We start from the raw sequence: 20915 nt of genomic DNA on the forward strand, positions 1-20915 counted from the left end.
TCTGGACAAAGCGACGAAACCGAGTTGGAGCCTGTATGGATAAAACACTGCTTGCCGAATTGATTGGCTTTAATGGCATTGAGACCAAATTCACCGATGCCTGGGGCGATCCGGCCGAAGTGGCAGAAAAAGATCAGCTGCGTATTTTATCCGCACTGGGCTTTGACGTCAGCGACGAGGCCAAAGCCGCTGCACAGCTGCGTCAGCGTCAGCTGCTGCACTGGGCAGAACCACTGGATCCGGTGTCGGTGCAAAACCGCGGCGACGAGTACAAGCTCGAACTACGCCTGCCGTTGGCGCTGGTCCACCAACAACTGTCGATTACGGTGACGGCAGAGAACGGCCAGCAACAGCATTTCAGCCTGGTTGCGGTTGATGACGGTGAACTGACCCAGGTGTCAGTGTTCGATGAAGTCGAGTACCAGCAATATGAATTCCAGCTGCCGCTGCAGCTTTCTTACGGTTACCACCAGCTGGCGCTGAAAATTGATGGTGATGACGATGATTTCAGTCAGTCATTGATTGTGGTGCCTGAGCGTTGTTATCAACCTCAAACTTTCCAGACCCAAAAACAATGGGGTATTTCAGTTCAGCTGTACGCGGTCAAATCAGACAGCAACTGGGGCGTCGGTGATTTTGCCGATTTAGGCCGGTTGGTGAAACATCTGGCGGCGCAGGGCGCTGATTTTGTTGGTCTGAACCCTATTCATGCTTTGTATCCGGCGATGCCGGAATCGGCAAGTCCATATAGCCCGTCCAGCCGGCGCTGGCTGAACATGATTTATCTGAGCGTGGCACAAATGCCGGGTTTCGCGCAGTGTTCTGCGCTGCAGCAACAGCTGTCACAAGCCGACTTTCAGGCTCAGCTGCAGGCACAGCGCGACAAACACTGGGTCGATTACAGTGGTGTGATGCAACTGAAATTGCCGGCATTGCGCGCTTTGTATCAGTGGTATCTGGACCATGGTCAAAAAGACGTGGCGCTGGCAGCCGAGTTTAGTCGTTTTGTCGCTGAAGGCGGCGACAGCCTGCGTCAGCTGGCACTGTATGACGCGTTACATCTACATTTGATTGCACAAGACCCGCACGCCTGGGGCTGGCCAAACTGGCCTGAGCAATACCGCAGCGCCGACAGCGAGGCAGTCCAGCAGTTTGCTGCGGCCAACCAGCACGACATTGGCTTTTTCAGTTATCTGCAATTCTGTGCGCAGCAACAGCTCGCGACAGTGCAGCAACAAGCAAAAGATCAAGGCATGTTGCTGGGGCTGTATCGTGATTTAGCCGTCGGTGTCAGTGAAGCCTCCACCGAAATTTGGGCCAATCCGGAACTCTATTGCCGGGATGCCAGTGTCGGCGCTCCGCCGGATATCCTCGGGCCTAAAGGTCAGAACTGGGGTCTGCCGCCGATGTATCCGTACGAGCTGTTCCGCCAGGCCTATCAGCCGATGATTGACCTGTTCCGCGCCAATATGCGCGACTCTGGAGCGCTGCGGATTGACCACGTGATGGCGTTGCTGCGGTTATGGTGGGTGCCAAAAGGCTCAGCATCAGCCGGTGAGGGCGCATATCTGTATTATCCAATCATGGATTTACTTGGCATTCTGGCGCTGGAAAGCCAGCGCCAGCAGGCTGTGGTGATTGGTGAGGACTTAGGCACAGTGCCGGATGGGATTTTTGAGCTGTTACAGCAGTTTGGCATGTACTCGTACCGGATTTTCTTTTTCGAACAAGCCGAAGATGGCGGTTATATTTCCACCGCGCATTATCCGGTGCAGGCGATGTCAGCGCTCACCACGCACGACATGCCGACCTTAATCGGTTTCTGGCATTGCTCAGATTTAAAACTCGGTCTGCAGCTCGGGCTTTATACCGAAGAGATTTTACCGGGTCTGTTTGAAGACCGGCATAAATCCAAGCAACGCATTCTGGATTCGTTACATGGCCACGGCATGTTGCCGGCTGATTATCCGCGCAGTGTCGAACATCTGGGCATGGACCGTACGCTCAGTTTTGCCTTGCAGCAGCATCTGGCGCGCGGCAGTTGTCAGTTGTTATGTCTGCAGCTGGAAGACTGGATGGAGATGACAGAACCCGTAAACGTGCCGGGTACCAGTGACGAATATCCGAACTGGCGACGCAAACTCAGCCTGACACTGGAACAGTTAGAGCAACAGGAGCACATCACTGCGCATCTGAAGCAATTGACAGCCAACCGCAGAACAGGGTTATATTCTTAATCTTAATGCAATAAGCCCCGCTGTTTTGCCGCGGGGCTTATGGCAATTCCCGCATTTAATGACACAGGATTTGTTATGCCAGATCAGCTGCTACAAGCTTTAAACGATGTTCGTTGCGCCCAGCCTTTTGCTGTTCTTGGCTGGCAAACTGCAGAAAAAGGCCTGTTGATCCGGGCCTTTTTGCCATCTGCGCAGCAGGTCAGTGCTGTAGCACTGGATGATGGCAAGGTGTTGGGGGACATGACTGCGGTGGAGGGCGTGCCGGGTTTATTTGAACTGCAGCTGCCGCGGCGCAAAAATCAACTGCCATACCGCCTGGACGTGCAAAGTGCCCATCACAGTTACAGCCTGATAGACCCGTATCAATTTAAAGATGAAGCCTTTTTTGCTGTGCATTATGTCAACAGCCGGCCGGAGAATTTGTATCAGCAGCTCGGCGCGCAATTAGTCAAATTAACGGCCGGGAAACAGCGGATCAAAGCGACGCGGTTTGCCGTTTACGCGCCGCATGCCAGCAGCGTCAGTCTGATTGGGGACATGAACAATTGGGATGGTCGTTGCCACCCGATGGAACGCACCGCTTGTGGCCATTGGGTGCTGGTGATGCCGGAAGTGGCTGCCGGCGTGCGTTACAAATTCGAAATCAAAGATGCAGCGGGGCACCTGTTACCACACAAAGCCGACCCTATGGCTTTTGCCGCAGAGCAATTTCCGTCGCATGCCTCGCTGGTGTTTGACCACAGCCGTTATCAATGGCAGGACAGTGCCTGGCAACAACGCGAACACAAGCCGTATCAAAGCCCGATGAGCATCTATGAGGTGCACTTAGGCAGCTGGCGCACCCATGCCGATAGTTCTGCACTGACTTATCCGGAAATGGCGGAACAGCTCATCCCTTATGTGCTGGATATGGGCTACACCCATATTGAATTATTGCCAGTGCTGGAACACCCATATTCCGGTTCCTGGGGCTACCAGCCGCTGGGGATGTTTGCGGTGACTTCGCGGTTTGGCACACCGGATCAGTTTAAAGCTTTTGTCGATGCCTGCCATCAGGCCGGTATCGGTGTGATTTTGGATTGGGTGCCGGCGCATTTCCCGGAAGATGGCCATGGTTTAGCCCGGTTTGATGGCGGTCATTTGTATGAATATGCCGATCCACGCCGTGGTTGGCATCCTGATTGGAATTCCTGCATTTATGACTTTGGTAAAGATTATGTCCGGCAATTTTTAGTCGCCAGTGCTTTGTTCTGGCTGGATAAATTCCATATCGATGGCCTGCGTGTTGATGCGGTGGCGTCGATGCTGTACCTCGATTATTCGCGTGAACACGGCGAGTGGATCCCGAATATCGACGGTGGCAATCATAACTACGAAGCCATCAGCCTGCTGAAATGGCTGAATCAGGAAGTCTACAGCAAGTATCCACGTGCCATGACCATCGCCGAAGAATCAACATCTTTTGCCGGTGTCAGCCGTCCGGTGGACCTGGGTGGCCTGGGTTTTGGCTTTAAGTGGAATATGGGCTGGATGAACGATACGCTGCGCTATATCAGCAAAGACCCGGCCTATCGTAAATATCATCATAACGACCTGACTTTTTCGATGGTGTACGCCTACAACGAGAATTTTATTCTGCCGTTGTCGCACGACGAAGTGGTGCACGGCAAAGGCAGTATTCTGAATAAAATGCCCGGTGATGAATGGCAACAGGCAGCGAATTTACGCGCTTATTACGCCTTTATGTTTGCCCATCCGGGTAAAAAGCTGAATTTTATGGGCAATGAATTCGGCCAGGGCACGGAGTGGAATCATAATCTGGCGTTGCCGTGGTTTTTGCTGGATTTTGACAAACATCGCGGTATTTCGCAGTTATTCCGTGACCTGAATCATACGTACCGGCGCTGCAAGCCTTTGTACGAGCTGGATCATCAGGGCGCTGGCTTTGCCTGGATTGATCATCAGGATGCCGATCACAGTACGGTGTCGTTCCGCCGAATCGACAGTGACGGTGATGTGGTGTACGTCGTCAGCAATTTTACACCGGTACCCAGAACCGACTTCCGTCTGCCAGTACTTGCGGCAGGGCAATACGAAGTGATCCTGAACTCAGATTCGGCATATTATTGGGGCAGTAATTACCCGGTTGGGCCGCAGTTACAGGCTGGCGACGACTTACAGCTGGCGCTGGAATTACCGCCTTTATCGACTTTATATCTGCGCCAATGCCGTTAAAGCGAGACTGATATGCAAGTTGTGCTGAGTACTGAATTTGGTTCTGTGGCACCTTTGGGCGCCACTTGTCTTGACGTTGACACTGGCTGCTGGAATATCGCCGTCTATGCGCCCGATGCCACAGGGTTGACCTTATGCCTGTTTTGCGCTGATACCGAAGAGCCGCTGGCAGAAATGGCTTTTCCGGCCAGAACCGGCGACATCTGGCATTTGCAGGTGCGGGGCGTGCCGGCGGGCAGCCTGTATCTGCTGCGTGCCGACGGGCCCGCTTTACCGGCCCAGGGCCTGACTTTTGAGCCACGGCATCTGCTGATTGACCCTTATGCCCGTCAGCTCAACCGTGCTGTGGTGTTTAATGAGCGGCTGTATCAGAGTGACAGCCATTACATGCTGGCCAAAGCAGTGTTAACGGATACCCCGTTTGACTGGCAGAGCAGCCGTAAACCACAAATTCCGCGCGAAAAAACCATTATCTACGAAGCGCATGTCAAAGGCCTGACCATGCAGCATCCGGACATTCCGGCTGAGCTGCGCGGCACTTATGCCGCACTGTATCATCCGGCAGTGATCGCTCACTTAAAGCACCTCGGCATCACTACATTGCAGCTGTTGCCGGTAGCGGCTTTTATGACCGAACCACGGCTGGAAAAGTTAAAGCTGACCAACTACTGGGGTTATAACCCGGTGTGTTTTTTTGCACCGGACCCACGTTATCAGTTGGACGATGCCGTCCTTGAAATGAAAACGCTGGTGCGGACTTACCACCAGCACGGTATTGAAGTCATTCTGGACGTCGTGTTTAACCATACCGCCGAAGCCGACTGTTATAACCTGAGTTTGCGAGGTTTGGCCAATCGCCAATATTATCTGTTTGAAAATCATGCAGATATCACTGATTACCAGCAGTATTGTAATTACAGTGGCTGCGGCAATACCTTGAATATTGCCCATCCGGCCACGCAAAAATTGGTGTTGGATGCACTGCGATACTGGCTGACGGAGATGCAGGTTGATGGTTTTCGTTTTGATCTCGCCGTGACTTTGGCACGGGAACATAAACGCTTTACGCCAGTGGCGACTTTTCTGCAAATCATTGCGCAGGACCCGGTGTTATCACAAGCCAAGCTCATCGCTGAGCCATGGGACGTCGGCCCTTATGGCTATCAGCTGGGCCAATTTCCGGCGCATTGGTCAGAGCTTAATGATAAGTTTCGCGATTCGATGCGTTCGTTCTGGCGCGGCGACCACGGCAGTCTGAATGAATTCACCACGCGATTGCTGGGCTCGCGCGACATCTTCCAGAAACACCACAAGCCGGCGGCCTGCTCGGTGAATTATCTGGCTTATCACGATGGTTTTACCCTGCATGATGTGGTCTGTTATCAGCACAAACATAACTGGCTGAATGCCGAGCAAAACCGTGACGGCCATGATCACAACCTTAGCCTCAATTTTGGCGTGGAAGGGCCAAGCAGTGACGCCGGCATTCTGCAGCAGCGGTTCCAGCATAAGCGCAATCTGGTGGCGAGTCTGATGCTGAGTCAGGGCATGATCCACTGGCTTGGCGGTGATGAGCTGAGCCACAGCCAGCAAGGCAATAACAATGCGTATTGTCAGGACAATGAACTGAGCTGGCTAAACTGGCAGCTGGACTATCACGCCACACAGTTTCAGAGTTTTGTTCAGCAGATGATTGCGGTGCGCCAGCAATATCCCTGTTTGCAGCAATTATCGCTATTAGATGACCAGTATCAGCGCCATGGTAATAAACATCAGGTGCATTGGCTGAACGCAGATGGTAGTGAAAAAACCGAAGCGGACTGGCATTTACCGGCTACCCAGTATTGTTATTTTGTCGTTACGACTGATGGCAACGACGCAGAAATTCTGTTAATGATCAACGCCGGTGCGAGCGCCATCAGCCTGCAGCTGACGGACAAACCATGGCATTGTGTGATGGATACCTCGGTCGAAATGGGGCTGGTGTCGCCGGTACAGTTTGCTGGCGCTGCGTATGTGCAGCAGCCACATTCGATGTCGCTGTGGGTGCATAACCCGGCATGTTCTGTGGCAACTCTCGCGATAACAGCGGCCTAATGGTCTGAGCAGCATAAACTTTTTCATGCTGCACTGCCGATTGGCGGATTTTCCAGTATAATCGCGCGCATTTTGCGACAGCTGCTTTTGAGGAATGGGAATGACAATGTCAAACCAACTGTGTGACATCGGTTTTGTCGGTGCCGGCGTGATGGGGAAAAATCTGATCCTGAACCTGGCGGATCATGGTTACCGGGTCGCGGCTTTTGACCTGGACCATAAAAAGCTTGAATCGGTGATCACGCAGGACCTGCAGGAAACCAATGGCCAGGGCGGCCGGGTGGTGGCTTGTAGTTCTTACACTGAATTGTTATCTCGCTTAACGCAGCCGCATTTAGTCATTTTATCCGTCCCGGCCGGCAAGCCGGTCGACGACGTCTGCTGTAAGTTAATCGATGCCGGCATTGCCGCTGACGATATCGTTGTGGATACCGGCAACAGCCTGTGGACTGATACAGTCCGGCGTGAAAAACACTACGAAGGCAAATTTATTTTCTTCTCTACCGCAGTATCGGGCGGGGAAGTCGGTGCCCGTTTTGGCCCAAGCCTGATGCCAAGTGGCGATCCATACGCCTGGACGCGGATTGAGCCGGTCTGGCGCGCCATCGCCGCCAAAGTCGACCCGACTACCGGCCGCGCTATTGAACGTTATGAACCGGGTAATCCGGTGAAAGAAGGTGACGCCTGCGCCACTTATATCGGTCCTTCCGGTTCTGGTCATTACGTCAAAATGGTGCATAACGGCATCGAATACGCCGATATGCAGCTGATTTGCGAAGTCTATCAGGTGATGCGCGATGCGCTCGGCATGTCTGCGCAGCAAGTCGCTGATGTGTTTAAGAGCTGGAATCAGGGCATTCTGAACAGTTATCTGATGGAAATCAGCGCCGAAGTACTGGCGACCAAAGATTCTGAGACCGGTTTGCCGCTGGTGGATGTGATTCTGGATAAAGCCGGGCAAAAAGGTACCGGCTTATGGACAGCCGTCAGCAGTCTGGAACTGGGCTGTGCTTCGCCAACCATCGCTGAAGCCGTGTACGCCCGGTCTATCTCCACCAACAAAGAGCAACGGGTGGCTGCTTCGACTATTCTGGCAGGCTCCAGCCATGACAAACCGCTGGAATCACAGCGCGAAACCCTGATAAAACAACTGCATGATGCGCTGTACTGCGCCAAAATCTGCGTGTACGCACAGGGCTTTGACCTGATGAAAACAGCCGGTCAGGAACATGGCTGGCAGCTGAACTTCGCTGAAATAGCGAAGATCTGGCGCGCCGGTTGTATCATCCGCGCCGTGTTCCTGCAGTCGATCACCGAAGCTTATGAACGTAACGACGAGTTAGCCAATCTGTTGGTCGATCCGTTTTTTGCCAAACAGATTTCGACCAACCAGATGAACTGGCGCCGTGCTGTTGCTGAAGCCACTATGGTGGGCGTACCAGTTCCGGCGTTAAGTTCTGCGCTGAGTTACTATGACTCTTATCGCACTGCGGTATTACCGGCAAACTTGTTGCAAGGCCAACGCGATTACTTTGGCGCTCATACCTTTGAGCGTACTGACAAAACCAAAGGCAAGTTTTTCCATGTCGACTGGAGTGTTTCCGGCCGGCCTATGGTCAAAGTGAAATAATCCAACTGACGGAGCGGTGTGATGAAACTCAGTGATGCGCAGTGGCGCGACAAGCTTAGTGATGAAGAGTACCGCGTCACACGCCAAAAGGGCACTGAGTATCCGTTCAGCGGCACTTTACTGTATAACGAAGCGACAGGCATATACTGCTGTGTCTGTTGTCATCAGCCGCTGTTCAGTTCTGCGACCAAATTTGATGCCGGTTGCGGCTGGCCGTCGTTTTCTGCCGCTTTGCCGGGACAAGTGCGTTATGCACCGGACTCCTCGCATGGCATGCAGCGCACCGAAATCCTCTGTCAGCATTGCGACGCGCATCTGGGGCACGTGTTTGACGATGGTCCGGCGCCAACCGGACAACGTTATTGTGTCAATTCGGTGTCGTTAATTTTTGATGGCACTAAAGACTCAAAGTAAAAAACGCGGGATATACCCGCGTTTTTGTTTAGCTTAAATAAACCCAAACCAAGCGTTAAAACACCGGTGGTTTAAACTGGCCTGACTCCAATGCTGCAACAGTTTGATCGGCCAGGGTTTCAATCTTATCTTTGTCCAGCGCGCTGCTGTCTTTAGCAGATTTTAAAATTAAATCAAATTCAATCCGCTCGACGCCAGCCGCCTGCGCGACTAAGGCCCAATGATAAGACTCCGCCAGCTGGTTTTGTTTGAAATACAACGTAGTGAGACTGGTATAAATATCCGTATCAACCACGTCGCCGGCTTTGTACAGTTTTAACGCGTCCAGCATGGTCTGAATGGCCAATTTTTTATCTTTTTCGATGTAATAACGCGCCAGCGCAAATTTCAAATCTGGTGTATTTAATTCACCGGCCTTAGCCGCGCGCTCAAACTTTTCCAGGTGCTCGCGGCTTTGATGACGGGACCAGTGGTAATACAACAAACCTGGATAGTCGGAGCTGACGGTTTCATCGGTCAAACGTTTGATTTCATTCAGCGACACCATGTAACTGTCGACCCGGGCCGTCGTTTTTTCTTTCAGCTTGACGTGCTCGATGCCTTTGGCCAGCTCCATGCATTTGGAATATTTTTCGAAATCGATCAGCAGGCGATATTTATTGGCATCCGAAGGTAATTTTTGCTCGCCGTAACGCGCCAGGATGGTTTCTGAACGCTCTACCCGGCAATGGCCGTCTTCGACTAAATCAGTACAAAGGCCCGGTTTTTCCTGACAGACCTGGGTGATATTTAATTCTTTTTCATCACAAGCGCCTAACACAAATAATAAAGGCAATAACGGCCAAGGTTTCTGCATAATTCCTCCGATCTCAGAATGACCAGCATACGCAAAAGCACAGAAAAAATCATTTGTAATTGTTGTTGTAGGGTTACGAATTCAATTACAATGTGCCGCCCGCTGTGGCACCTGTCCCCGAACATTCGATAACTGAAGTAAAAGGCAAAACAGCATGACCTTATCTCACGAAGAACAGTATCAACGCAGCTGGCAGGAACGCCAGGAATACGCCGAAAATATGCAGCCAATCATTGGCCGGCTGTATCGGAATAAAGGTATTGAGTTGGTGGTCTATGGCAAGCCGCTGGTGAATGCCACTACGATTGACGTCATCAAAGCCCACAAAACAGTGGAACGTTTTGAACAACAAAAACTGCGTCTGCGTGAGAGTTTCCCTGTGTTGGAAGCCATCAGCAAACTGGATCTGGCACCAGGCCGGATTGATCTGGGTAAACTGGCTTTCGCTTACACTTACAAAAATGCTGCCGAGGGCTTGACCCTGGAACAGTATCTGCAGCGTGAACTGGCTGATTTGCTCGGTCAGGATGACAAAATTAAACCAACAGATGTGGTGTTATACGGTTTTGGCCGGATTGGTCGTTTGCTCGCACGTCTGATGATTGAACGCGCCGGCCCAAGTGCCAAATTGCGTTTACGCGCTATTGTGGTGCGCGGTGGCCGCAAAGGTGATTTGGAAAAACGCGCCAGTTTACTGCGTCGCGACTCTATTCACGGCCCATTTAACGGCAGCATCACTATCGACAATGAAAATGGCGGCATCAAAGCCAACGGCACTTTTATCAAAGTGATTTATGCTGATTCTCCGGATCAAGTGGATTACACCGCATACGACATTCACGATGCCTTAGTGGTGGATAACACTGGTATTTGGAAAGATGACAAAGAACTGTCTATCCATTTCAAAGCCAAAGGCGCAGCCAAAGTGCTGCTGACGGCACCAGCTAAAGGTGATGTGAAAAACGTTGTTTATGGCGTCAACCATAAAATGATTACTGCGGATGACCGCATCGTCTCTGCAGCAAGCTGCACCACCAATGCTATCACGCCGGTGTTAAAAGCCTTAAACGACGAATACGGCATTCGTAATGGCCACGTTGAAACTGTGCATTCGTACACCAACGACCAGAACCTGATTGATAACTATCACAAAGCTGAGCGTCGTGGCCGTGCCGCACCGCTGAACATGGTGATCACCTCCACTGGCGCTGCTTCTGCGGTTGCCAAAGCGCTGCCGGAATTAAAAGGCAAGCTGACCGGCAACGCTATTCGTGTGCCAACGCCAAACGTGTCGATGGCGATTTTGTCACTGAACCTGAACAAAACAACCGACCGCGATGCACTGAATGCTTATTTGCAAAAAGTGTCGTTATTCTCTGATTTGCAGGACCAGATTGATTTCACCAACTCAACCGAAATCGTTTCCAGCGATTTAGTCGGTTCGCGTTACGCCGGTGTGGTGGATTCTCAAGCCACTATCGTCGACGGTGACCGCTGTGTGTTGTACGTTTGGTATGATAACGAATTTGGCTACAGCACTCAGGTTATCCGGGTGATGAACGAAATGGCCGGCGTGTTATACCCGACACTGCCAGTCGCGCTGTAACTCAGCATTCAGCGTTATAAAAAAGCCGCCTGTGGGCGGCTTTTGCCTGTCTGCAGCCATGGATAAACGCGCTCGCCGCAGTCGATAACAAGACAGGCGTGGCGCTGTTGTGATAGGCTGCGCCGGTCCTTTTTACCCTGCGCGGAACTCAAATAATGAAAATTACCTGTAACTTTGACAGCGGCAATATCGACGTGATTTCAGCGGAACGCATCGACGACATTCGCCTGGCTATTCGTAAAGACCATCAATCTGACTTCTATCAGTGGTTTCACTTCCGCCTGCACAGCGACAGCTTTGAGCCTCATACCATTCGCCTGACCAACGTCAACACCTCCGCCTATCCAAAAGGCTGGGCCGACTACAAAGCTGTGGCTTCTTATGATCGCGAAACCTGGTTCCGGGTGGATACTGCTTATGATGGCGAGCATCTGGTGATCACGCATTATCCGGAAGCTGAATCCTGTTACTTCGCTTACTTCGCGCCTTACAGCTATGAGCGCCATATGGATTTACTCAGTCAGGCGCAGGCAACAGGCCTGGCGCAGCTTGTGGATCTGGGTAATACGCTGGATAACCGCGATATGAGTATGCTGGTGATTGGTGAGCCGGCGGATGGCAAGAAAAAAATCTGGATCACTGCCCGTCAGCACCCGGGTGAAACCATGGCGGAGTGGTTTGTCGAAGGACTGCTCGACCGCTTGTTAGATCAGGACGACGGTGTCGCCCGTGAACTGCTGAACAAAGCGGTGTTTTATGTGGTGCCGAATATGAACCCGGACGGCAGCGTACGTGGTCACTTACGGACCAACGCCGCCGGCGTCAACCTCAACCGTGAATGGCAGACTCCGTCGCTGGAGAAAAGCCCGGAAGTTTATTTAGTCCGGCAAAAAATGCTCGAAACCGGTGTTGATATGTTCCTCGACATTCACGGCGATGAAAATCTGCCGTACAACTTTGTCGCCGGTGCTGAAGGCGTGCCGTCTTACAATGCCAAAATGGCGCAGTTAGAAACGCTGTTTAAACAAACACTGTTGGCAGTGACCCCAGAGTTTCAAACCGAATTTGGTTATGAACTGGATGCGCCGGGTCAGGCCAATCTGACGATCGCTTCAACCTGGGTCGCAGAACAGTTTAAATGTCTGGCTTATACCTTTGAGATGCCGTTTAAAGACAATGCAAATTTGCCGGATGCGCAGTTTGGCTGGTCTGATGTGCGCTCGAAAAAGCTGGGTAATGACACTCTGATTGCGGTGCGCGCCGTGGTTGATCTGTTGTGATCTGACAGCGGTATAATCAGAGCAGGCCGGTTTGCAAAGCCGGCCTTTTGTTTTATAGTGCCGTGGGTTTTTCAGGTAGGTAATTATGGCGATAGTGGCGTGCCCGTTTTGTGGCAAAAAAGTCTCCAGTAAAGCAGCCAGTTGTCAGCATTGTGGCAAAGCTCTGGCAGAAGTCTCCCCCCAGCAAATTGAGCGGATCGCCCGCGATAAACATCTGGCGCTCGGGCAAAGTATCAATAATCATGCAATGGTTTCGATTCTGCTGTTCCTCGGCAGCTTCGTCTGGTTGTATTTCCGCGCACCGGAAGACGGCAGCTGGCAATCCTGGCTGACCTACGGCGTAATGGGGCTTGGTGCGGCCGGTTATGTCATTTCTAAAGTCCGGATGGTGATGTACAAGAGGAAATAACGTGGATTTTATCGCGATGGTCAGCGCGATGTCGGCTGACACTTATCAAAAGCTGCTGGACGCAGTCGGCACTGGTCGCTGGGCCGACGGTACGCCGTTGACGGCACAGCAGCAGGAGCAAAGCATGCAGCTGGTGATGGCTTATCAGGCCCGCGTGCTGAAGTCAGCAGAGCCATTTACTATCGGTGCCGATGGCCAGATGGTGATCAAATCAAAAACGGAAATGAAAGCACAATTCAGTGCTGAGCAGTCAATCGCAAGGTTTGCACACGATGATCTTTAAGCGCTGGTTTAAGCCAAAATGGCAGCACGAAAATCCATCTATCCGCCAGTCAGCGATCGCCGAACTGGACCAACAAACGCCGGCACAAAAAGAAATTTTGCACGAGCTGGCATTTAACGACGGCACTGAAGCAGTCCGTCGGGCCGCACTGGAACGCTTAAACGAATTTTCGTTGTGGTGGCAGGCCAGTAAACATGAATCCGCTGAGCGTCTGAAACAGTTTGCTGAACAGCAACTGGTGCAAATGCTGTTAGAGAATCGGGTATCTGCGCAGTTAAAACAGCAGTTTATCGACGAATGTCACCGCAGCAGTGTGCTGGAAAAACTGGCGACCTTTGAGACCGATGCCAGCCTGAAACTGAAGTTATTACAACGTTTGCAACGCCAGGATTTGTATCTGACTGCGCTGACTGATTCAGTGTTATCTGTCGAACAAAAACAGCAGTTAATAGCTTTGATCATTGACGATAAAGCGCTGGAAAAAGCCGGCCGGCATTGTGGACCGGAGTTGCAGCCTGCATTGCAGGACGAGCTGGCGCGCCGGCTGGAGCAAAAGCAAAGACCAGATCGGCTGCGTAAACAGCTGGTGTTGTTGTTGGCGCGACTCAATGCAGTGCGGGAAAAAACCGACATCGCTGCGGCGCAGCAACAGTGGCAGGAACTGCAGCAGCAGTGGCAACAGCTGGAGCCTGAGCTTTGTGTATTGTCTGCAGAAGAAGCCAGCGAAAGCGTTGGCAAGTATCAACGGATTGTGCAGCTGACCGAGGCGATGTTTGCGCCCAAACTGGCAGCATTGGCCGCTGAGCAGGCGAAACAACAACATCAGCAGCAGCAACAAAAGCTGCTGCAACAATTTAATCTGCAATTGCAGGTGCTACAGCGCGATTTGGGTCAGTTGCTGGCATCTGGCGACCTGACGGCGGCAAGCGGCTTGCAACAGGCGTTGGATACGCTGCAGGCGCAAATTCACTCTGAACAACTGGATGCGGCAACGCAGCGTCAGCTCGAACAAAATATCATGCAGTTGCAGCAGCAGTTGGATCAAATCCCGCTGCTGGCCGAGTCATTGGCTCAGGCAGCGCGTTTATTAGCAGAACTTTCAGCGCAGCCATTGCCGGAAGCGGTGCAGGCCGAACAGGCTTATCACGGCTTTAAAGTCTGGCAAAAAAACTGGCAGCAGGTCAGTCGCAGCGCCGGTGCTTTGCTGCCGGTACAGTTCTCAGACAGTTACACCGCGCTTGCCACACAATGGCGGGAGCACTGTGAACCGTTATTAGCCCAACAACAAAAACAGCTGCGTCAGCTGCGTAGCAAAGTCGCGGAGTTTAAGCGTCTGCACGGCGAAGGCCGCTTTAAAGTGTTGTTTGGCTTATGGAAAGGTATTCAGCAGGATCTGGTGCAGTTGAATGCGGCGCAACAGGCGCAGCTTGAGAAGGAAGTGCAGCTTTGTGCTGAACTCATTGCTGAACTGACTGATTTACAAGCTTATATTGCCACGCCGCGTAAACAAGCGCTAATCGCTGAACTGCAGGCATTAATTGCTGACGACACGATTTCCATTAGTGCCAGAGCTAATCAGCTTAAACAGGCTCGGGCGCAATGGAACACGCTGGGGCGCGCCGATGCTGAACTGGATGAAGCGCTGAATCAGCAGTTTAATCAACTGTCTGAACAGGCGTTTGCACCGTGCCGGGAATTTTATGCTGAACAAGATCAGCAAAGAGCTCAGGCAGCTATTAGTCGCCAGCTTGTCATTGATACTCTATTAGCTGCACAGACCAATCCGCCGCAAGGCCGGGCTTTAGATACCTTACTGCAACAGCAGCATCAAGCCTGGCAGCAAGCCGGCGCTGTGGGCCGCGAGCAATTCGGCGCGTTACAGCAGGCTTATAAAGAGGCTCTCACGCCGTTGAAGCAGTTGCAACAGCAGGCCTATCAACAAGCTGCCACGGCAAAACAGCAGCTGATTGCACAGGCGACGGTGCTCGCGGCCGAGGGTCTTGGCCCTCAGGTTGAACAGGTGAAACAGTTACAACAGCAGTGGAAGCAAATTGGTTTTGCCGGCAGTAAACTGGATCAGCAGTTGTGGACCGAATTCCGTAGCGCTTGTGATGCGTTTTTCGCCCGTCGTCAGCAGCAACGCGAAGCCGAGTCTGCGCAACTGGACGCCTGGCGACAAAATATCACAACATTGCTGGCGGAAGTCAGCGCAGTACCTTTTGCCCAGTTAACTGAAGCACAGTTACGCACACAGCTGCAGCAGTTGAATGCCGTGGAAACCGGCGACGACAAAGATTTGCGCCAGCAGCAGCAGCAGTTGCGTCAGCAAATCAGCGAGCAGCTCATCGCAGTGCAGAAGCAAGCAGAGCAGGGGCAATTCCGGCAGTTGTTCAGCGCGCTGGAAAACCCGCAAGTGCAGGCCGCAGAACTGCCGGCGTTGTATCGTCTGGTGTTTAATCAGCAGCAAGAGACCATGAGCCGTGCTGATCTGACGTTGGCGCTGGAATGGGCCGCAGGCGCACCATCACCGGCGGCATTGACGTCTGAGCGGCAACGGGTGCAGATGCAGTTACTCAGTGACAAACACAACAGCGGCGATAATATCAGCCAGAATCAGCTGCTGGGCCGCTGGTTACAGCATGGCCCGCTGCAGGCCGGCGAAGCAGAGCTACTGGCGCGGGTACGGGCTTTGTACGTGGGCTGAGTGCAGTGAATGGAATAAAAAAACCACCGTCAGGTGGTTTTTTTATTCCAAAAGAATGGTGACAGGATTATACCGTCAGCTCACCGCGCAAATTCAGCTGCATCTGCCGGCGGACTTCGTCTGCCGACAGCGGCTGGCTGAGCAGGTAATGCAGTTTGGTCAGTGCGGCTTCCAGCGTCATATCAAAACCACTGCTGACGCCGCTACGTTGCAGTGCATTACCGGTAGCATAACCACCCATATTCACTTTGCCTTTAAAACACTGGGTGCAATTGACGATGACAGTGCCGCGCTCCGCGGCTTGCTGCAACACCTCTAATAGCTGTGGCTGCTGCGGCGCGTTGCCAACGCCATAGGACTTGATAATCAGTGCCCGCACCGGTGCTGCCGCCATATTGGCAATCACATCGGTGCTGATGCCTGGATACAAAGTTACCACGCTAATCGGTTGCGGTGTAATTTCGGCCACCTGCAGGCTTTGTTTGACAGTGCCCTGAAACAAAGCACCGGCTTTGACTTCAATATGAATACCGGCCTGCAGCAGCGCAGGGAAATTTGGTGAGGCAAAAGCATTAAAACCGTCGGCGTCCGCTTTGGTGGCGCGGTTACCGCGAAACAGCTGGTTGTTAAAATACAGACAGACTTCGGCGATCGGGTAGTTGGCCGCCAGATATAACGAATTCAACAGATTGACCTGGCCGTCGGAGCGCAGCTGCGCCAGCGGGATTTGCGAGCCGGTGATGATGACGGGTTTGGTCAAATCCTCCAGCATAAACGACAAGGCGGATGCGGTATACGCCATAGTATCTGTGCCATGTAACACGACAAAACCATCATAATCGGCATAGTGCTGCTGAATGTCGTGCGCGATACTGAGCCAGTGCGCCGGTGTCATGTCTGAGGAATCAATCACCGGGTGATATTCGTGGATATCAAATTCCGGCATTTCCGAGCGGTAGAACTCCGGCATCTTGCGGACAGTGTCGCTGAGAAAACCCGGTACCGGCACAAAACCATTGGCTGAGTGTTGCATACCGATAGTACCACCGGTATAGGCGACATAAATGCGTTTTTTCTTGCTGTTATTCATGGCAGGGTCTTTTGCTGTTTTTTGTCTATTGTACGCAAGCCCGGCCTCACTGTCAGGGTGGACCAGTAGTGACAACGGTTAAAAATACCTGCGATTGGACAAAAGCTGAGCAAACGCGCCTCTGCAGCAAAAAAAGAACTTTACAAGGTTGCAGTGGCTCCTTATTATGCCGCCTATCGCGGAGAGATGGCAGAGTGGTTTAATGCACCGGTCTTGAAAACCGGCGAGGGTTAGTAGCCCTTCAAGAGTTCGAATCTCTTTCTCTCCGCCACTAAATCAACCACCTATAGGTGGTTTTTTTACGTCTGCAGTTTGCAAACTTAGCTTATCCCACTGATTTTATTAGCAATAATGAATCAGGTCTCACCAGCATTTTTTGCCGTAGCAAAATCAAATTCACTCGGCTATGCTAACGCAGTTTCAGCTGTTTCTTATTATTCCTGAATAAAGAGGCGTCGCAATTGATTAACGTTCTGATAGTGGATGATCATGAATTGGTCCGGACCGGGATCAGCAGGATTTTACAGGAAGAACGCGGGATCCGGGTTGTCGCTGACTTAAGTTCAGGTGAAGCGGCGGTGCAATATTGCCGCAATGAAGCCGCCGGGCAGTTGCCACCTGACGTGGTGTTGATGGACATGAATATGCCCGGCATTGGCGGCATGAACGCCACCAAACGTATTTTGCATTATTGCCCGGATATTCGTGTACTGGCACTGTCGGTGTCTTGTGAAGAACCGGTGCCGACCAAAGTCATGCAGATGGGCGCATCGGGTTTTATCTCCAAAAATGCCGCACCTTCTGAGATGATCCTGGCCATTAAGCGGGTAGCTGATGGCCATCGCTATATTTCTGACGAAGTGGCGCAGAAAATGGCGTTCAGTAAAATTCAGTCCAACAGCAATAATCCTTTTGATGAACTTTCCGACCGTGAAATGCAAATCATGCTGATGATCACCCAGGGTGAAAAGGTCAATGATATTGCCGACAAGTTGAATGTCAGCGCCAAGACCGTCAATTCATATCGTTATCGTATGTTTGAAAAGCTGGCGATCAGTGGGGATGTTGAATTAACCCATCTGGCCATTCGCCACGGCATGATCAACATTGCCTGATCCAAATTTCCACAGGATTGTGAGACGCTGATGCCGCCGTTTGACAGCAGTGCTTTTTTAAAAACCGTACCGGGCTCGCCTGGTGTGTATCGTATGTACGGTGACAAATCGCAGGTCATTTACGTCGGAAAAGCCAAAGATTTAAAAAAGCGGCTGGCCAGTTATTTTCGCAGCAATGTCGACAGTGTCAAAACCCGCGCGTTGGTGGCGAACATTGCCTTTGTTGAGTTCACAGTCACCAACAGCGAAACTGAAGCGCTGATCCTGGAAAACAACCTGATCAAGCAATACATGCCCAAATACAACGTATTGCTGCGCGACGACAAATCATTTCCTTATATTTTGCTGACCGACCATAAACATCCGCGGATCACTGCGCATCGCGGGCCGAAAAAAGTGCCGGGGCAGTATTTCGGTCCTTATCCGAGCGCCGGTGCAGTCTGGGAAAGCCTGAAGTTATTACAGAAAGTCATTCCGGTGCGCCAGTGTGAAGATGGTTTTTATCGTGCCCGCACCCGGCCTTGTCTGCAATATCAGTTGAAGCTGTGTTCAGCACCTTGTGTTGGCAAAATTTCTGATGAGGCCTATGCCGGGCAGGTACGACTTACCCGGTTGTTTTTGCAGGGAAAAAATCAGCAGGTCATCGACGACCTGGTGCAGCAAATGGAAGTCGCCAGCAATCAGCTTGATTTTGAGCTGGCGGCGCAGCTGCGCGACCAAATCATTGCGCTGCGCAAAGTGCAGGAACAACAAGCGGTCAGCGGTGACCATGAAGAAATGGACATCCTCGGCTTTTGTTATCTGCATGGCGTGGCTGCAGTGCATGTATTGTACGTACGCGACCAGAAAATCCTCGGCACTAAAACTTATTTCCCGAAACTGCCGCAACAAACTGAAGCCGAAGAGATTTTTCCAGCGTTTTTACTGCAGTTTTATTTAAACAACATGGGTGGCCAACAAATTCCACGCGAAATTGTCATCAATGAGACGCTGGAAGACGCCGACAGCATTGCCGAAGCGATCAGTGCAGCAGCCGGTCGTAAGGTCGTGTTAAACGCGGCAAAACGCGGCGAAAAAGCGCGTTATCTCGATTTGGCCAATAAAAACGCCCGCACCGCCTGCGATACCAAAGTCAGTCAGGCCGCACATATGGCGGCGCGTTATCGCGCGCTGAAGCAGGTGTTAAAACTCGAGCTGCTACAGCGGATGGAATGTTTTGATATCAGTCATACCATGGGTAATCAGACCATGGCGTCTTGTGTGGTGTTTAACGACAAAGGGCCGGATAAAGCCGAATACCGGCGTTTTCATGTCGAAGGTGTCACGCCGGGCGATGACTACGCCGCGATGCGTTTTGCCTTGAAAAAACGCTACGGCAAGCTGACAGATGAGGCGAGGGTGCCGGATATTGTGCTTATTGATGGCGGTGCCGGTCAGCTCAGTCAGGCGATTGAGTTTTTTGCCGACTGGCCGTTGGCGAAAAAGCCGCTGTTGCTCGGCGTTGCCAAAGGCACCAGCCGTAAACCCGGGCTGGAAACGTTGCTCATCAACTCAATCCAGCATGCGATTAATTTACCCGCGGATGACCCGGCACTGCATTTGATCCAGCACATCCGTGATGAAGCGCACCGGTTTGCCATTACCGGGCACCGCCAGCAACGTGGTAAAAAGTTCACCCAAAGCCCGCTGGAAAATATTGCCGGAATAGGTGAGAAACGCCGGCAAGCTTTGTTACAATACCTCGGTGGTTTGCAAGGCGTGCTGAAAGCATCAGTCGCTGAGCTGGCGACAGTGCCGGGGATCTCCAAAGCGCAGGCTGAGTTGATTTATCAGGCTTGTCATAACAACTAAAAAAATGCCCAGAATTGAGATTTATTGATGTGGAATGTGCCTAACCTGTTAACTTTGTTCCGGATTTTTTTAATTCCTGTCTTCGTTTTCTGCTTTTATTCAACTCATGAACATGCCCGTTTCCTCGCTGCTTTTGTATTTTGGCTGGCGGCCATTACCGATGCATTAGACGGTTATCTGGCGCGTAAGCTGCAACAATCCACCGCTTTTGGCGCTTTTCTCGACCCGGTGGCTGATAAAGCCATGGTTGCTGCGGCTTTGGTGCTGATTGCGGTCGACATGCAAACGCTGTGGGTGACGATTCCGGCATTTATTATGATCAGCCGCGAAATCATCATTTCCGGCCTGCGTGAATGGATGGCCGGTCTTGGTAAAAGCGCTCAGGTCAAAGTGTCTGAAATGGGCAAACTAAAAACCGCTGCCCAGATGCTGGCGCTGATTGGTTTAATTTGGCAGCCGGTGCAGTGGATCACTGATTTAGGCATGCTTTTATTGTTTATTGCCACTGTGCTGACCGTCTGGTCTATGGTGGTTTATTTGCAGGCGGCCTGGAAATATCTGCAACAAAATTAAGCGCTTCGCATACAAAAGCTGCAGGTTTGCTAAAAATTGAGCAAACAGTTCAGCAGTGCCAAGTTTTGAGTTGACGGATTTATTAAACCCAGTAGAATGCAGCTCGTGTTAAGGCAAACGCCTTTTCAGATGAAGCGGGCATAGCTCAGTTGGTAGAGCGCTACCTTGCCAAGGTCGAGGTCACGAGTTCGAGTCTCGTTGCCCGCTCCAAATAATCTGAAGAGTTGTTGATGGCGGGTTGGCAGAGTGGCCATGCAGCGGATTGCAAATCCGTCCACCTCGGTTCGACTCCGGGACCCGCCTCCATTTAGCAAGTTAAAACACAAACGTTGTCTGCCCGGGTGGTGAAATCGGTAGACACAAGGGATTTAAAATCCCTCGCTCGAAAGGGCGTGCCGGTTCAAGTCCGGCCCCGGGCACCACTTACTGTCAACACCATAGCAGTAAGTAATAAATATGCGGGCATAGCTCAGTTGGTAGAGCGCTACCTTGCCAAGGTCGAGGTCACGAGTTCGAGTCTCGTTGCCCGCTCCAA

Annotated in this window: 15 protein-coding genes and 5 tRNA genes; 18 read left to right on the forward strand and 2 right to left on the reverse strand. The window is 51.8% G+C overall.

The window, feature by feature from the left end:
* Positions 1-35: 35 nt before the first annotated feature.
* The 5 genes from malQ (at position 36) to msrB (ending at position 8613) form a co-directional block, all read left to right on the forward strand.
* The gene (gene malQ / locus ABNT34_RS02130; protein WP_348728395.1) at positions 36-2237 is read left to right on the forward strand and encodes a 4-alpha-glucanotransferase; all 2202 of its coding nucleotides are present in this window, start codon (positions 36-38) and stop codon (positions 2235-2237) included.
* A 75-nt stretch (positions 2238-2312) separates the two neighbouring features.
* The gene (gene glgB / locus ABNT34_RS02135; protein WP_348728397.1) at positions 2313-4472 is read left to right on the forward strand and encodes a 1,4-alpha-glucan branching protein GlgB; all 2160 of its coding nucleotides are present in this window, start codon (positions 2313-2315) and stop codon (positions 4470-4472) included.
* 12 nt (positions 4473-4484) lie between these two features.
* Positions 4485-6569 (forward strand): glycogen debranching protein GlgX, encoded by a 2085-nt coding sequence (glgX, locus tag ABNT34_RS02140; RefSeq protein WP_348728399.1) that lies wholly within the window; start codon positions 4485-4487, stop codon positions 6567-6569.
* A gap of 100 nt (positions 6570-6669) precedes the next feature.
* On the forward strand, positions 6670-8199 hold the full coding sequence (gene gndA, locus ABNT34_RS02145) for an NADP-dependent phosphogluconate dehydrogenase (RefSeq protein WP_348728401.1): 1530 nt from the start codon (positions 6670-6672) through the stop codon (positions 8197-8199).
* 21 nt (positions 8200-8220) lie between these two features.
* Positions 8221-8613, forward strand: coding sequence for a peptide-methionine (R)-S-oxide reductase MsrB (gene msrB / locus ABNT34_RS02150; protein ID WP_348728402.1), 393 nt, complete (start codon positions 8221-8223; stop codon positions 8611-8613).
* Between the two features lie 55 nt (positions 8614-8668).
* Here msrB and ABNT34_RS02155 read toward each other — a convergent pair whose 3' ends face one another.
* Positions 8669-9469, reverse strand: a complete 801-nt coding sequence (locus tag ABNT34_RS02155) for a DUF2989 domain-containing protein (protein WP_348728404.1) — start codon at positions 9467-9469, stop codon at positions 8669-8671.
* 154 nt (positions 9470-9623) lie between these two features.
* On the opposite strand from ABNT34_RS02155, the gene ABNT34_RS02160 reads away from it, so the two are divergent.
* From ABNT34_RS02160 to ABNT34_RS02180, 5 genes are all read left to right on the forward strand, one after another.
* Complete coding sequence (locus tag ABNT34_RS02160; protein WP_348728406.1) at positions 9624-11075, forward strand: glyceraldehyde-3-phosphate dehydrogenase; 1452 nt, start codon at positions 9624-9626, stop codon at positions 11073-11075.
* A gap of 155 nt (positions 11076-11230) precedes the next feature.
* A complete protein-coding gene (locus tag ABNT34_RS02165; RefSeq protein ID WP_348728408.1) occupies positions 11231-12355 on the forward strand; it encodes a M14-type cytosolic carboxypeptidase in 1125 nt (374 codons plus the stop codon).
* A gap of 85 nt (positions 12356-12440) precedes the next feature.
* Positions 12441-12764, forward strand: a complete 324-nt coding sequence (locus ABNT34_RS02170) for a zinc ribbon domain-containing protein (RefSeq protein WP_348728409.1) — start codon at positions 12441-12443, stop codon at positions 12762-12764.
* A gap of 1 nt (position 12765) precedes the next feature.
* Positions 12766-13047, forward strand: a complete 282-nt coding sequence (locus ABNT34_RS02175; protein ID WP_348728411.1) for a DUF1315 family protein — start codon at positions 12766-12768, stop codon at positions 13045-13047.
* Positions 13037-15751: a DUF349 domain-containing protein gene (locus ABNT34_RS02180; protein ID WP_348728413.1), complete on the forward strand. Its 2715-nt coding sequence runs from the start codon at positions 13037-13039 to the stop codon at positions 15749-15751. The genes ABNT34_RS02175 and ABNT34_RS02180 overlap by 11 nt, the downstream gene beginning before the upstream one ends.
* A 67-nt stretch (positions 15752-15818) precedes the next feature.
* On the opposite strand, the gene ansA is transcribed toward ABNT34_RS02180, so the two are convergent.
* Entirely contained in the window at positions 15819-16841 is a 1023-nt protein-coding gene (gene ansA, locus ABNT34_RS02185; RefSeq protein ID WP_348728415.1) for an asparaginase, read from the reverse strand.
* Positions 16842-17021: 180 nt separating this feature from the next.
* Between ansA and ABNT34_RS02190 the strand changes: the two genes are divergently transcribed.
* The 8 genes from ABNT34_RS02190 (at position 17022) to ABNT34_RS02225 (ending at position 20914) form a co-directional block, all read left to right on the forward strand.
* Positions 17022-17112 (forward strand) — tRNA-Ser (locus ABNT34_RS02190).
* Between the two features lie 190 nt (positions 17113-17302).
* Positions 17303-17956: a UvrY/SirA/GacA family response regulator transcription factor gene (gene uvrY / locus ABNT34_RS02195; RefSeq protein ID WP_348728417.1), complete on the forward strand. Its 654-nt coding sequence runs from the start codon at positions 17303-17305 to the stop codon at positions 17954-17956.
* Between the two features lie 30 nt (positions 17957-17986).
* The gene (gene uvrC, locus ABNT34_RS02200) at positions 17987-19807 is read left to right on the forward strand and encodes an excinuclease ABC subunit UvrC (protein ID WP_348728419.1); all 1821 of its coding nucleotides are present in this window, start codon (positions 17987-17989) and stop codon (positions 19805-19807) included.
* Positions 19808-19834: 27 nt separating this feature from the next.
* Complete coding sequence (pgsA, locus tag ABNT34_RS02205) at positions 19835-20380, forward strand: CDP-diacylglycerol--glycerol-3-phosphate 3-phosphatidyltransferase (RefSeq protein WP_031564319.1); 546 nt, start codon at positions 19835-19837, stop codon at positions 20378-20380.
* A 134-nt stretch (positions 20381-20514) separates the two neighbouring features.
* Positions 20515-20590 (forward strand) — tRNA-Gly (locus tag ABNT34_RS02210).
* A 22-nt stretch (positions 20591-20612) separates the two neighbouring features.
* Positions 20613-20686, forward strand: a tRNA-Cys gene (locus ABNT34_RS02215).
* 29 nt (positions 20687-20715) lie between these two features.
* Positions 20716-20802: transfer RNA gene (locus ABNT34_RS02220), tRNA-Leu, on the forward strand.
* A gap of 36 nt (positions 20803-20838) precedes the next feature.
* Positions 20839-20914: transfer RNA gene (locus ABNT34_RS02225), tRNA-Gly, on the forward strand.
* Position 20915: the final 1 nt, after the last annotated feature.

Origin of the sequence: Rheinheimera texasensis, assembly GCF_964031785.1 — a bacterium.
GTDB classification, from domain to species: Bacteria; Pseudomonadota; Gammaproteobacteria; order Enterobacterales; family Alteromonadaceae; genus Pararheinheimera; species Pararheinheimera texasensis_A.

Coding starts and splice junctions, on each gene's coding strand:
- gndA (WP_348728401.1), top strand. CDS start 6,670: ATGACAATGTCAAACCAACTGTGTGACATCGGTTTTGTCGGTGCCGGC.
- ABNT34_RS02160 (WP_348728406.1), top strand. CDS start 9,624: ATGACCTTATCTCACGAAGAACAGTATCAACGCAGCTGGCAGGAACGC.
- ABNT34_RS02165 (WP_348728408.1), top strand. CDS start 11,231: ATGAAAATTACCTGTAACTTTGACAGCGGCAATATCGACGTGATTTCA.
- pgsA (WP_031564319.1), top strand. CDS start 19,835: ATGTGGAATGTGCCTAACCTGTTAACTTTGTTCCGGATTTTTTTAATT.
- uvrC (WP_348728419.1), top strand. CDS start 17,987: ATGCCGCCGTTTGACAGCAGTGCTTTTTTAAAAACCGTACCGGGCTCG.
- ABNT34_RS02180 (WP_348728413.1), top strand. CDS start 13,037: ATGATCTTTAAGCGCTGGTTTAAGCCAAAATGGCAGCACGAAAATCCA.
- glgB (WP_348728397.1), top strand. CDS start 2,313: ATGCCAGATCAGCTGCTACAAGCTTTAAACGATGTTCGTTGCGCCCAG.
- ABNT34_RS02170 (WP_348728409.1), top strand. CDS start 12,441: ATGGCGATAGTGGCGTGCCCGTTTTGTGGCAAAAAAGTCTCCAGTAAA.
- msrB (WP_348728402.1), top strand. CDS start 8,221: ATGAAACTCAGTGATGCGCAGTGGCGCGACAAGCTTAGTGATGAAGAG.
- glgX (WP_348728399.1), top strand. CDS start 4,485: ATGCAAGTTGTGCTGAGTACTGAATTTGGTTCTGTGGCACCTTTGGGC.
- ABNT34_RS02155 (WP_348728404.1), bottom strand. CDS start 9,469: ATGCAGAAACCTTGGCCGTTATTGCCTTTATTATTTGTGTTAGGCGCT.
- ansA (WP_348728415.1), bottom strand. CDS start 16,841: ATGAATAACAGCAAGAAAAAACGCATTTATGTCGCCTATACCGGTGGT.
- malQ (WP_348728395.1), top strand. CDS start 36: ATGGATAAAACACTGCTTGCCGAATTGATTGGCTTTAATGGCATTGAG.